General features: G+C 30.0%; 13 protein-coding genes and 1 tRNA gene. 5 read left to right on the top strand and 9 right to left on the bottom strand.

Annotation, left to right across the window (positions count from 1 at the left end):
* Window positions 1-280 precede the first annotated feature (280 nt).
* A complete protein-coding gene (locus tag H612_RS0108485) occupies window positions 281-1,111 on the top strand; it encodes a YwqG family protein (RefSeq protein WP_027131041.1) in 831 nt (276 codons plus the stop codon).
* Between the two features lie 462 nt (window positions 1,112-1,573).
* On the opposite strand, the gene H612_RS0108480 is transcribed toward H612_RS0108485, so the two are convergent.
* The 4 genes from H612_RS0108480 to H612_RS0108465 form a co-directional block, all read right to left on the bottom strand.
* Window positions 1,574-2,704, bottom strand: coding sequence for a tRNA(Met) cytidine acetate ligase (locus H612_RS0108480; protein ID WP_027131040.1), 1,131 nt, complete (start codon window positions 2,702-2,704; stop codon window positions 1,574-1,576).
* A gap of 180 nt (window positions 2,705-2,884) precedes the next feature.
* On the bottom strand, window positions 2,885-3,385 hold the full coding sequence (locus tag H612_RS0108475) for a hypothetical protein (protein ID WP_027131039.1): 501 nt from the start codon (window positions 3,383-3,385) through the stop codon (window positions 2,885-2,887).
* Window positions 3,386-3,724: 339 nt separating this feature from the next.
* Window positions 3,725-4,321: a hypothetical protein gene (locus H612_RS0108470; RefSeq protein WP_027131038.1), complete on the bottom strand. Its 597-nt coding sequence runs from the start codon at window positions 4,319-4,321 to the stop codon at window positions 3,725-3,727.
* 182 nt (window positions 4,322-4,503) lie between these two features.
* Window positions 4,504-4,591, bottom strand: a tRNA-Ser gene (locus H612_RS0108465).
* Between the two features lie 325 nt (window positions 4,592-4,916).
* Here H612_RS0108465 and H612_RS0108460 point away from each other — a divergent pair.
* From H612_RS0108460 to H612_RS0108445, 4 genes are all read left to right on the top strand, one after another.
* Window positions 4,917-5,111, top strand: coding sequence for a hypothetical protein (locus H612_RS0108460; protein ID WP_027131037.1), 195 nt, complete (start codon window positions 4,917-4,919; stop codon window positions 5,109-5,111).
* Window positions 5,112-5,127: 16 nt separating this feature from the next.
* Window positions 5,128-5,340, top strand: coding sequence for a DUF2922 domain-containing protein (locus H612_RS0108455; RefSeq protein ID WP_027131036.1), 213 nt, complete (start codon window positions 5,128-5,130; stop codon window positions 5,338-5,340).
* A 38-nt stretch (window positions 5,341-5,378) separates the two neighbouring features.
* Complete coding sequence (locus H612_RS10560; RefSeq protein WP_084167265.1) at window positions 5,379-5,534, top strand: YvrJ family protein; 156 nt, start codon at window positions 5,379-5,381, stop codon at window positions 5,532-5,534.
* 89 nt (window positions 5,535-5,623) lie between these two features.
* Window positions 5,624-6,298 carry a CHAP domain-containing protein gene (locus H612_RS0108445; protein WP_027131035.1) on the top strand — a complete coding sequence of 225 codons (675 nt, stop codon included), beginning with the start codon at window positions 5,624-5,626 and terminating at the stop codon, window positions 6,296-6,298.
* 146 nt (window positions 6,299-6,444) lie between these two features.
* Here the strand turns inward: H612_RS0108445 and H612_RS0108440 are convergent, their stop codons facing one another.
* The 5 genes from H612_RS0108440 to H612_RS10125 all read right to left on the bottom strand — a co-directional run.
* On the bottom strand, window positions 6,445-8,382 hold the full coding sequence (locus H612_RS0108440) for a PTS fructose transporter subunit IIABC (protein ID WP_027131034.1): 1,938 nt from the start codon (window positions 8,380-8,382) through the stop codon (window positions 6,445-6,447).
* Window positions 8,383-8,496: 114 nt separating this feature from the next.
* Window positions 8,497-9,414 carry a 1-phosphofructokinase family hexose kinase gene (locus H612_RS0108435; protein ID WP_027131033.1) on the bottom strand — a complete coding sequence of 306 codons (918 nt, stop codon included), beginning with the start codon at window positions 9,412-9,414 and terminating at the stop codon, window positions 8,497-8,499.
* The gene (locus H612_RS0108430; RefSeq protein WP_027131032.1) at window positions 9,415-10,170 is read right to left on the bottom strand and encodes a DeoR/GlpR family DNA-binding transcription regulator; all 756 of its coding nucleotides are present in this window, start codon (window positions 10,168-10,170) and stop codon (window positions 9,415-9,417) included. It lies immediately after the preceding gene.
* Between the two features lie 718 nt (window positions 10,171-10,888).
* Complete coding sequence (locus H612_RS09640; protein ID WP_051210209.1) at window positions 10,889-13,273, bottom strand: SA1320 family protein; 2,385 nt, start codon at window positions 13,271-13,273, stop codon at window positions 10,889-10,891.
* Window positions 13,263-13,756, bottom strand: a 494-nt coding sequence (locus H612_RS10125; RefSeq protein ID WP_035500548.1) for a hypothetical protein, incomplete at its 5' end; no start/stop codon positions are given. The genes H612_RS10125 and H612_RS09640, both read right to left, overlap by 11 nt.

The following is a 13,756-nucleotide window of genomic DNA, read 5'->3' as shown; positions in this document are numbered from 1 at the left end:
AATAATTTAAACAAAGCAACTCAAAAATATTACATAAAGCTTAGTATTAATTTTCAAAACAGAAATATGAGAGATACTCCAATCGACTATAACCTTCAAGTTACCTCGTGGATAAATAATACTAAAAACTCAATAAAGTTTAAACCTTATTCTCAAAAAATTTGACAATAACACTAAAAATGATAGAATAAACTTAGAAAAGGTTTTGTGAGTGGGAGGAAATTGTTATATTAAGTTTTCTCCGATTCTTATTACCATAAAAAATCACCGGAGGCAACTTATGATAACTTCAGAAATGATAAAAAAAGTAATAGAAAAAATATCTGATAACACCAAAGTTGAGTATATAAATATTATTACAAAAAAAACTGATGAAGAGCTTTCTATTTTTGATAGTAAATTTGGAGGTATTCCTTATTTACCAAAAAATAAAGAACTCCCTGTCAACGAAGAAGGTGTTCAACTTGCTCTTCTTGCTCAAATAAACTGCGAAGAACTCCCAGAAAATGATATTTATCCAAAAACAGGCCTTATGCAATTTTGGATTGGTAGGGATGATATTATGGGACTTGATGATAAATTAGGTTCTCGTGTTTTTTATTATTCTAATGTGGATAAAAATGTTACATTGGAGAGCGTTTTAGAGAGATATCATTTATTAGATGATAATAACGATGAGGAATATTCTCCTTTCTACAAAAAAAATCTTTCACTTGCCCTAGAGTTTGAGAAAGATTTTATGTCAATTACTTCTGAGGATCATAGATTCGAAAAAAAAGCCATTGCCACTATTAATGAACTGTATCCAGATGAAAAAATTGAAGATTTATGGTCCGATCTTGAGGATGATATATCAGATGAACTATTCGATGCATTTTCTGGTGGAAATCATTGTATTGGAGGTTATCCTAACTTCACACAATGGGATCCGCGTGAATCTTGCGAAAAAGATTACTCCGTTCTTCTACTTCAAATAGAAAGCGAATGGGGAAAAATAGAGGATGCCGAAATCATGTGGGGAGACGCAGGGGTAGGTAACTTCTTTATTTCTAAAGAGTCTTTAAAAAACTTAAACTTTGATGATGTCTTATATAATTGGGATTGTTCTTAATTGAAATTAAGAATATTTGAATAAATGAAACAACATATAAGAAAGTCATTGAATTATAAGCAAGTGATATAAAAGACAATATTTTGTAGTTATAATTACAAACAAAAAAGATGAAATTATGTTATGCCCTCCAAAAGTTGTTCGACTTTCGGAGGGCTAATTCATTAATCATCTTTTTTTATTTCTAAAAAATTATCTGAAATAGAAAATTACTATATTTGATATTATAATATAATTAATTTTGTCCTGGGATAAATTATTATTACTGTTATGAGGATAACAATACGTAATTTATTATAAGATTATTTGCTTTTGAATTTACAGTTTAATAATCTGGTTAAAAAATATGTGTTTAGCAATATTAGACTACCAAAATGTGATTATATAATAATTTGTTATTACTGTAATTATAAAGATGGTAATATACTTGTTTTCTCTTATATTAACAATTTTTCCATTGATTTATACTAATTCTATACTTTTTTTAAAAACATCTTTTTCTTTTGAAATTAAATTGTAAATTCTTGCTACTTTTATATCGTGGATAAAGTGATGACTATTCTTGCTATTTAGTGAAGAAATTAAAGTTATTTTATTAGTATTATTAATTTCTCTAATAAGGATCGTTTTTTCTTTTTTTACTGCTAGCACCTTATAAACTTTTGTCTGAAAATATTTTTTATAATCTTCTTTAGTTGTATTGGTTAAAATATGTAGCAGTATCCTTTGAACTTTTTTTCTACTGTATCTTTTTGTAGCTATATTATCAACCAAATTTTTATAATCTTCAGAATAGAAAACCGCTTCGTAAATCCTGTTTTCTAGCCCCTCATTTATATCATAGATTTCTGATAAATTTTCTTTCCCTAATGAAATTATTTTATAGCGAATTAAATCAAAAAAATCTTCTTCCTGAAGGGTTCTATTCTCTCGTAATTCTTTTAACATATTTTCTGATAGATAATTCTCTATTATTTTATCATTTATATTTTTTCTTATTGTTGTGGCACTAAGATGAAAATTTTCTTCCACAATATTCTCATTCAATCTTTGCCCACTTCTTTTAACTGGTAGAAGTTTTATGTGTGGTGCATATTTTTTTATCGCCTTATAGTAACTGTAGGCAAGTACAAAATTAGGATTATTGTTTTCCAAACCGAACAATTTATTGTTAATAGTGGCGTAATTATAACCTTGTTTTAACAATTCTTTGTACTGTGTTTTGTCCATATTTTCTTGTTTATTATAAATATCTTCAAAAATCTCTATCTCAGGTTGTTCTGTTCCAAATATTAAATGGGTAACTCCAGCATCAGCCAATATTTCAATGCTTTTTTTGGCAAAATCGTCACTATATGCTACACTCGCTAAATAAGGTAATGCTATTACTAGATCACACCCTTCTCTTATTGCTTCTTTAGCACGTGCATACCCATCAACTATAGCCACTTCTCCACGTTGAGTAAAGTATTCACTCATGACACAAATTATTTCGCCACCTTGATTTTTATTTATACGTTTTCTCGCCTCTTCTATTAAATATTTATGTCCACTATGCAATGGATTAAATTCTGCAACTATTCCAATTTTCATTTTGTCTTCCTTTTATTATTTGACTTTATTATTACTTTTATATCTTTTGAATATTTTTTCTATTTATGATACACTGACTTAAGATGAATATTTTATTTTAAATAATTATTTTAATTTTTTTATTCGTATTCCCTAATTTAAGGAGCAATTAGACGCTAAGTCCGATTGCTCCTTTTTTAACTAACCATTTCTCACTTCATAAATATCTACAGTCCACCCCACGAGTTTATTATCCTCTGAGGTAACTTTACTTACAGAAAACTGTCTAGATTTTTTGTCCTGTTTTACCAAACGTGCTATTTCACTATTTCCATATTCCATAGCTTCTTTTTGTGATTTAAAGACTTTTCCTGTGTTTCCTACACTTTCATTGGGGGATAATCTTTTTCCGTTATATTCATAAGTTTTATTATCATTTCCTCCAGCTTTAGTTTCATCCGTACTTTGTGAATTTGTCGCATTAGAGGACTTAGTCTCTTCTTTTTTCTCAGAATTAGAAGATTCTTTATATTTATCTTCATCTGTTTTTGTAGTTTTATTTTCAGAAACTTGTGTCTTGTTACTTTGAGTTTCTTTGGTATTTTTTCCGTTAAAGTAACTAACACCTAAGAATATTGCACTAAATAAAAATATCGCAAATACCACTCCCCACAATATTTTTAATAATTTATTATTTTTCATAGCTATCCTATCCTTCTATATTCAAAATTATTTCAACTACTATTATACCATTATTTCTGTATTTTAGCTAAAATTTATTACATATTTATTTAGTATTTAGAAATAAAAGACTAGTCTTTACTTAATTGTAATTCATTTAGTATATTACTAAGATAAAAATTTTTTATTAAGATTGATTAATATAAAGTAACAATTAGCAACTCTTACATGTTATGTACCTTTTATTAATAACCTTTACCACAGACGATACTCTCTTATTATTTGTACCTAATATTAATAATATAAAAAGTGAAGAAAGGTATACTTCTGAATTTTAGTAAACTTTTCTTCACTTTTTTTCTATTTTTCTTCAGTAATATTTACAGTTACTTCACCCTTACTATTACGACCTAGTGTATATGAATATGATTTTCTATTTTCTTTTGCTAAACGGTTTATTTCTTTAGTCGCATACTCATGTGCTTCTTTTGAAGTCTTAAATGTACCAGGTGTTGGTGTAGTCGATTCTGTTGAGTTATTGTTACCTTCATTATTACTGCTGCTGTTATTGTCACTTTGTCTATTGTTATTATTTGATGAATTATTGTTTGAATTACTTCTTCTTTGATTATTATTTGATGAACTATTATTTGAATTATTTCTTTGTTGATTGTTATTTGTTGAATTTACAGAGTTTGAAGAACCTTCTGTTCCTTGGCTTTCTCTATATTTTTGCTCATCACTTCTGCTATCACCATCAGTAGACTTTCTATTGCTATCGCTATCATCATCATTGTTATTATTTTTTGTACTTGTGGTAGTTGTATTGTTATCTTTTTTCTTGCTAGATGTACTATCTCCGCTAGAAAAATAACTTATTCCTATGAAAATTGCACTACACAAAAATATTGCAAATACAATTCCCCACAACACTTTTAATAATCTATTATCTTTCATTTTTATCAGTCCTTTTTATTTTTTATATTAATATTATATTACTCTTTTATGAAATTATCATTAATCCTTATATCATTATATATCTATTACATTAATCTTAATTAAAAAATTGTTTTGTATGATAAAAGCAATTATTAACAAAACTTAAAATATCTTCCTTGCACACCATCCCAAATAAAAAACGGAACGAAAGGGATTTGAACCCTTGATACGCTTTTGACGTATACACGCTTTCCAGGCGTGCTCCTTCAGCCACTCGGACACCGTTCCATAAAAAATATTATATCATCTGAATATATATTTTTCCAGTACAAATTATATTTTTGGAAAAATAATTAAAAACTGGTCTTTCTATTATTTTATACACATATATATTTTCACTTCTTTAGAATTTTATAGCTATTGTTCTATATTAAATTACTTTTTAAAAATTTTTATAGTTATTTTTATTTATGTAGCAACGTTCAACTGCTTTTTATAACTATCTAAAATAAATTAATTTTATTTTTTAGGGGAATTTTTCCATTTTATTTCGATATATATAGTGTCAGCGGCCAAAGACAAAAACAAATTTTAACTTAAAGGAGATTTCAAAATGAAATTATTAAAAAAAACACTTCATCTTAACTACTCTGAGCAAAAAGGGGAAAAACAAGTTGTTAAAAGCTACGGATTTGATGCTAATGTCAATGTAGAAGATTCTGTTTTAAAAGAAGTTGGCGACGAAATTTCTAAGTTAGTTTCTAAAACTATCGAAAATATCACGCTTAATACTAAAACACTTATTTAATTAAAGGAGAACTATCATGAAAAAAACATTAATTTTATACTTTAATACTTCTAACAAAAAAACTCATCACGTTATATTAGATTATCCAAAAGATAATTTAACAAAAGCTGAGATCGAACCTGTTGCTCAAAAAATTATAGACAGTCAAATCTTTAATAATGAAAAAACGGTTCTTACAACTTTTAAAAAGGCTTCTTATATAACTAAGGAAGAAAACGATCTTCAATAAAGGAAGGAGGGAGGTGCGGCATAAGCCGCACCTTTTTTATGGATATACTTAATTTTATTAATACCGTTGGATTTCCAATTTTTGTTGCTGTTTTTTTCTTAGTTAAACTCGATAAAACTCTACAAAGCATTGGAAAAAGCGTTAATGATCTCTCTAAAATTATAGAAATGAGATTCAACAATAAGGAACAATAATGTCAGCAAAAACTTAATATAATTATGAAATTTAATTAGTTTTTAACGTAATGATTTTAATTTTTAAACTAGTGTGGAGGAACAAACTTATGGCAAGTCGTGAAGTTATGGTTAATTGGGCAAAGGATAATGTTTACCGCTGGATTGATATGGATGGTATGTATGGTGCACAATGTGTTGATCTTACTATGGCATATGTACTAAATTTTGCTAATTTCAAAATGTTTGGTAATGCTATTGATTATATGAATAACCCTATTCCACCGAATTGGACAAGGTATAGAAAGGGTGAAGATAGTATTCTTCCTGGAGATATTGCTATCTGGCAATGGGGAAGTTGGGATAAATTTGGTCATGTAGGAATAGTTATTGAAGTAGTGGATAATCTTATTACTTCTGTAGAACAAAATGTTGATGGAACTCCTGAACGTGGTGGAATGGCTCGTATTATGACACGTGAAGACACATGTTTGATAGGATTTATCCGTCCGCATTATGATAACAATGAAGAATGGCAGAGAATTTCTGAATATGGTACCTTTACCGTAGAAGTTACTTCAATTAACGTTCGTAGCAAACCTAGCACTCTTGGTAAAATCGTTGCTAATTACGCTGAGGGGGAAACTGTTAATTATGATAGCTACGTAATTAATGAAGGATTTATTTGGATAAGTTATATTTCTTATTCTAATGAACGTCGTTATCTTGCAACAGGAACTTGCAAAGATAACAAAAGAACTAGCTCATGGGGAAGTTTTAGCTAAGTTCTAAAAAATATTTTTTAATTTATCTATAACATAAAAAAAGACGGCTAAATAGTCGTCTTTTTTTATCATAATTTTAAAGTTTATTTGGATAATTTATTAACATTTTACCCTATTTTTTATAAAATTACATTTGGGTTTTATTATTATTTTTTCTTTTTACCTAAGTTTAATGATAATATTAGTAAAACCGCTCCTAGTGTTGCACCTATAATTAGAGATAGCAAGTACATAATCGGATTACTTACTGCCCCTGCTACTATTGCAAATATTCCTCCATGAGGTGCTTTTGATACAGAACCGAATGTCATACTTAACGCTCCTGCCACACCACTTGATAAGAACAATGGTGGAATAACACGTGCTGGATTACTTGCTGCAAATGGAATCGCTCCTTCTGTGATAAATGCTAATCCCATTACATAGTTTACCAATGCTCCGCTACGTTGTGATTTAGGCCAAATATTTTTGTTGATTGTTGCAGAAATCGCAATAGCTAATGGAGGTACCATACCACCAATCATAACAGCTGCCATTACATCACTTCCTGCTGTCCCTGCCGCTGTTAATAAAGCTGTTCCAGTTACATAAGATGCTTTATTAATTGGACCACCCATATCGATAACCATCATTGCCGCTACTACAAATCCAACTATGAATTTTCCGCTTCCGTTTAAACTTTCGATAAAGTGTTTTAATCCTTCCATCACACTTGCCATCGGTGCATTGATTATGAAAATCATCAACACTCCCATGATTAATGTTCCTAAAATTGGAAATAGGAAGATCGGTTTGATCCCATCTAATGAACGAGGCATCCAACTAAACGCATATTTCAAAGCAATGATAATTCCACCGGCTAAGAAACCGGCTACTAATGCACCTAAAAATCCTGATGGAGTATAAGTTAATAAATCACTTTTTAGTCCTAAAATACTTGGGTCTGCCAAAATACCACCGACCATACCAACGATAAATCCAGGTCTATCTGCAATACTACGACCAATAAATCCTGCTAAAATCGGCAACATCATACTAAATGAAATTTTACCAAAGTAGAATAACACTTCTGCCACTTTATTGTATGAAGGATCTTTTGGATCAAATGCATTAATTCCCCAAATAAATGATAAAGCAATTAAAATACCACCTGCAACAACGAATGGTAACATATTACTTACACCTTCCATTAGGTGTTTATATGCTTTACGCCAAATTGTTTCATCCCCTGATGTAGATTCCACTTCTTCTCCGCTTGCATCATGCACATAAGCTTTTGCTTTACCATCTAAGATCGTTTGAATAAGTTCTTTTGGTTTATTAATTCCATCGGCAACTTTTGTGATAATAGTAGGTTTACCTGCAAATCTTGCTACCTCTACTTTTTTATCTGCTGCAACAATTACTCCAACTGCTCTTTCAATATCTTCTTTAGTAAGTCTATTCTCAATACCAATTTGTCCATTTGTTTCTACTTTTACATCTAAGCCCATCTCTTTAGCAGTTTCTTTTATTTTTTCTGCTGCCATAAATGTATGAGCAATACCTGTTGGACAAGCTGTTACTGCAATAATATATGGTTTTTCTCCACTTATTTTTTCTTCTTTTTCTTCTTTTGGTGTATCAGTTTTCGCAACAAAATTAGCGAATACTTTCTCTACCTCTTCTTTTGTAGTTGCATTATCTAATCCCGCTTTTACTGTTGGATCCATTAATGCTTGCGATAATGACGCTAATGCTTTAAGATGTTCGTCTGCCCCACCATCTGGTGCACAAATCATAAAAATATGTTTTGCAGCTACTCCATCAAAACTTTCCCACTCAACACCTTCATTACTTTTCGCATAAACGATCATTGCTTTATCAAAATCTACACTCTTAGCATGAGGAATTGCTACACTTTCCCCAACACCAGTAGTTGATTGAGCTTCTCTCGCTAATAATGCTTCTAAAAAATTATCTTTATTAGCAATAATATTTTTTTCCACTAGCATAGTCGTCAATTTATCTAATGCTTCTTTTTTATCAGCTGCACTAAAGTTAAATTGGGTTAAATCATAATTTATAACATCAGTTAATTTCATGAAAATTCTCCTTTTTTATTTAATTTCCTAGGAAATATATTTTTTCTTAATGGAGTATCTTAAAAGTAAATATTCCGCAGTTACTCTTAATGTCACACCATTCCTTAATTCACATTATTTTATTTTTGTAACTTCAATTTGAGATACTAACTTCTCTATTAAATCTTTACTTCCAACACCTACTGAAAACGAAGTAGCTCCTCCCGCTGCCGAAGCATATTTTAGAGCCTCTCTATAATCATGAGTTTGATTATACTTTGCAACGAACATTGCAAGCATACTATCTCCAGCCGCAACTGTAGAAACTATCTCTCCTTTTGCAACATTAACCTCAAACACTTCATTATTTTCTGTTAAAAGAATCGCACCATTAGCTCCACGTGAAACAATAACATTTTTTGCACCACGTTCTTTTAACTTTCCAGCATAAGTTAGAATATCCTCTAAACTATTCAATGTTACTCCAAACATTTCTCCAAGTTCAAACTCATTAGGTTTAACAACAAACGGTTTATATTCTAAAGTATCTAAAACTAAATCCTTATTACTATCAACAACCAACATTGCACCAATTTCAGAAATTTTTTTCGCAATTTGTTTAAAATCTTCTACACCCATTCCTGAAATAACATTACCTGATAAAAATACCACATCATCACTAGTTAAATTATCCAATTTCTCAAAAAATTCAGCTATATTTTTTTCAGTTACCTTACTACTTTGTCCATTAATTTCTGTTTCTGTCTCAGTAGTAAGTTTCATATTAATTCTTGTTGCACCTAAAGTTTCTACAAAATCATAAGCTACATTAAGTTTATCTAGTTCTGATTTTATAAAGTATCCTGTAAATCCTGCAACGAAACCTAATGCTTTTGTATCAACTCCAATATTTTTAAGTAACATCGAAATATTAATACCTTTCCCACCGACTACATACTTCGCTTCTTTAGTTCTGTTTAATTTACCAAGAGCAAAGTTATCTGCTACTACTAGCATATCCACAGCCGGATTTAAAGTTATCGTATAATACACTTATACTTCCTCCTTTTGTTTTACCTCTATTATATTGTCATATTTCCTGAATTTTTCAGGGATTTCGTAAGAAAAAACTACTACATCTTCCAAGTCAGCAAACTTTTGAAACTTTCTATGATCAAATTTTACTTTATCCGCTAAAATATATTTTTTCTTACTATTTTTTATAGCCGCACTTTTTACAAATGCTTCATTCTCATCAGCAGTCGTAATACCGAAATTATCATCAATTCCATTACAACCAACAAAGCACATATCGAAGCTGTAATTTTTAAGTTGCTCTACTGCTGTATGCCCTACTACTGCCTGTGTTGAATGTTTAAGTGTTCCACCTAATATAATAGTATGTATTTTATTATAAATTAATCTTGATAAATGATAGGTAGAATTTGTTACGACAGTTATTTTTCTATCTCGAAGGTAGTCGATCATCTCATAAGTCGATGTTCCCGCATCTAGATATATTGTTTGTCCTGACTGAACTATGTTATCGCATAAATATTTTGCAACTGCTTTTTTCTCATATAAAAACTCTGATCGTTTTGCTTCAACGCTGTCTTCACTCCCCCGTGCTGACGTACGTTTCATCGCTCCACCATGCGTTCTATATAGTAAGTTCTTCTCTTCTAAGTTTGTTAAATCACGTCTTATCGTTGCTTCTGATACTTCACAACACTCTATAAGCTCATGTATACTTACAGATACCTTTTCATCTAACAAAGTCAAAATTTTATTCTGTCTTTCATTTACCATTTGTATATTCTCCTTAACTCCCGTATTTATTATACTTAATATACTACAGTATTTCAATCATTTCCAAGCAAAAACACTCAAAAACAATCAAAATAATTGAATGTTTCGAGCGTTTTTATATTTTTTGATGATTGTTTTTCTTTTTCGATGAGCGATTAATATGTTTTTATTGCAAAACCCTTGACCACCGCCCTACTTCTTTGACAATAAGCATTTATCCTTGTGAAACACACCACTTAGACTATTTTTCACATTATAAATAGTCCGCTAAAACTTGGCTAAGTTTTGGGGCTGATTCACTCTTGCTTTTATGAGGAGATTTACATAACTATATCTTTTTCAGACTTCCCTTATAATTTTATTTTTTATTATCATTTAACAGAATCAAATCCTTTTAAGCTACCTTCTTCTATACTTACATTTTTTCTTAAAATCTTCTAAAGATAATTTTCTTCCTTGTTTTCTAAATTTATTCTTACGACATACATTTTTTGTCCACTATGATTTATCTTATAACTTAAATCTATCTGTTAATTCTAATTTCGTTCCATCTTTCAAAATATCTGTAAAAATAAAATCTTAAAAACATAATAGCTTTTCAGAAAAACTGTATATAACAAAAAATATAATTATCTTTCGTAAATCCTACTTCATCTTTACTATTTAGTACATTATTAAATTCATTTAGCGGGATATTTCCAAAATATATCACCTATCGTTAATTTCCAAAACAGTCTCCAAGAAACATCTTATAATATTCTAAACTTTTATTTACCTCACCTAGCTTTTGATCTAATGCTTTTATTGCCTCACCACTCATACCATCTGTACCTATATGTTCTCTTACATATTTTATTTCCCTCTGACTCTTTTCTGCTATTTGCTTTGCTATTTTTTGGCTATTCATTATCTCATCTAGATCAAACGCTTTGTAGACTCCTTCCTCTATTATCTTTTTTAAATTTGGTTCTAAATAACTTAGATTATTTTGGGTATTTTTTATCGTTTGTATCGCTTGATTTAGTGTGCTTTTCTTTGAAATTATTTTTTCTCGGACTCCTTTTATGTTTGTTACTACTGGCTCCGGATATAACTTTTTAAGTTCTCCCCAATATCTTGTTTTTGTTTTAATTTCGCTTATTGTTTTCCCTTCTTCTTGATATTCTTCTGTATATTTTTCTTCTACTTCTATCCCTATATTATAATTTCCCTCTATATCTGTTGTTATTTTCTCTACATCATCAACAAATCTTAACCACCCTTCTAATCCTCTTGCTATTTTTTCTAGACCTCTCCCTGTTATTTCGGTTACTTTTCTTGCATATTCTTTACTTCTTTTTTCTACTTGTTTTTCAAAGGCTTGAATCACATCTTTTACATCATCAAATATTTCATCTCGATCTAGGTAGACTTTGTAGCTTGTTGGCATATTTCTTATTGGGTTACTTCCTATAAAGTTTCCTTGTTGTAGTTTTCTTCCTATCCACTTGTCCTGTTCTTCGAAATTTTCCGCTAACCCTTGTGTAAGCTCTGCTGTATTTTGTAGTTGTTTTTCTAGTTCTTCTATATTTTTTTCGGCTACTTCCAGTACTTGTTTTAAAGACTGGCTTATTCCATCTTCTTTTCCAGTTCTTAGTCCATCTCCTTCAAAGGTTTTGTCACTTTCTTCTAGGAGATATTTGGTAATACTTTCTATTTCTTGCCATGATTTTAGTATTGTTGGTCTCCCTTGGAAAAAGTTTGATAGTTCTCTTGTTTCTTCTTTTATACTTTGATTTAGTAGTGGTTCTGTCGCATGTCTTAATACTGTTAGTTGTGTATTATATGGTTCTGGATTTAGTTCATATCCGTTTATTATAGCTTTTTCATTCGTTGAAAAGTGGTCCATTTTTAACTCGTAGTATTTTTGGAGTTCTCCTACTGATTCTCCTAAGTTATCTAACACTACAGGTACCTGTGCGTTGTTAAATTCTTCTTTGATATTTTCACTTACTTGTTCTTTTCTTTTATTGAAGTTCATCCCTACTTTGTTGTTTTTTTCTATGCAAAGTTTTGTTATTTTTTGTATTGTTTCTAAATCTCCTAACACTCTTGTTTGGATATTTCTGCTTAAAGTCTTCAATACCTCAGGACTTAGTTTGATTTTCTCTCCACTTACTATATCTGCTCTATCTCTTAGAAGGTTTTGAGTTCTTAAATCAAGCAGTCCTAATTTTATATCTATTTTCCCATCTCCATCTATATCTATATTGGTTTTTGGGACTATTAATTGCTTTGTTATTCTTTCTAATTCTTTTTTTAATTCTTCTGAGTTTAATATATCTGATAAGTTATGCCAGCCTGAATTTTTCAGTATATATTCTACCCCTAGATATTCTCCTTTCTCATAATCTGATACATTATTTACTATATCCAATTCTGACCGTATTCTTAACACTTGCCCTGTGAATGATTCTTTTAGTTTTTGTATTTTGGCTTCTTCTGTTTCTACTCCTAACAACCAATTTGCTCCATTTTTTAGCATTCCTATTGGATAAGCTACTGCATCTTTTATACTTATCCCTATTTTATTTAATCCTATTTCTAAAATATTACCTTGCAATCCCAATCCTATCGTTGCTGTTATTTGTTCTAGTGGTATATATAGTGGCGCTGAATTATACACTATTGTTTTTTGTACATTGTATTCTAAAGCTACCCTTTGTGCTATATTCCCTCCTAGACTATGTCCTGTAAGTATTATATTTTCTCCATACTTCGCTCTTATTTTTTCATAAAATTTATATGCTGGGTCATAGTGTTTCGCACTTAATCCTAGGGCTATCTCCCCCATATCTGTTTTTATTACATCACTCCATAGATCCGTATCTTTGTTTGTCCCTGTATACGCTAGGATTATTTCTCCTGTATCTTTATCCTTAAATGCTGTTGCACTTGTCCCTGTTCCTTTATCATAAGCGTCTTCTAGGTATTCGAGTGAAGTATTTATTTTAAAATTTCCTAAATCTTGAGCACTTTTCAAAATATTATCCATCTCTCCTTCTATCCTAGCCTTCTCAAAGCCATAAGCGTATTCTGAAGCATATAGTGTATTATTCTGCATTTTCTATATCCTCCTTACTATCTGACACTAGTTCATAATAGTTTAAATTATTACCTCTCGTCGATAACCTATATCTATATATATTTATTGTAGAAACATCTACACCTCCTATACGCACAGATAGATTACTATTTTCTTCTATATCAAAATATTTGTTAAATTCCCTATTACTTACATTATATACAATATCAAAATTACCTGTTTCAAAAGAATACTCTTTTTTATCAAACTTCCACTGCTTAAACACTTCTTTATTTAGCTTTAATTTTTGAAATAAAAAGTAGTTTTTAGGTAATAACTCTTTTGTTAATTCTTCCTTTTCTAATACTAACCCTTTTCCTTTAACATATTCTACTTTGCTTTCTTTTTCTATTATTTCTTTATATGGATCATACTCGCTAAAACTTTTTTTATTTTCCCCTTTATTTTTCTCTCTTGAAAATCTGATTTCATCTCTAAGTCTACACTGTAGTTTCTTCCGTT

It is taken from the genome of Gemella cuniculi DSM 15828, assembly GCF_000425665.1.
GTDB classification, from domain to species: domain Bacteria; phylum Bacillota; class Bacilli; order Staphylococcales; family Gemellaceae; genus Gemella; species Gemella cuniculi.
The sequence above is the reverse complement of the archived record's forward strand: the minus strand, read 5'-3'. Positions and strand labels throughout refer to the sequence as shown.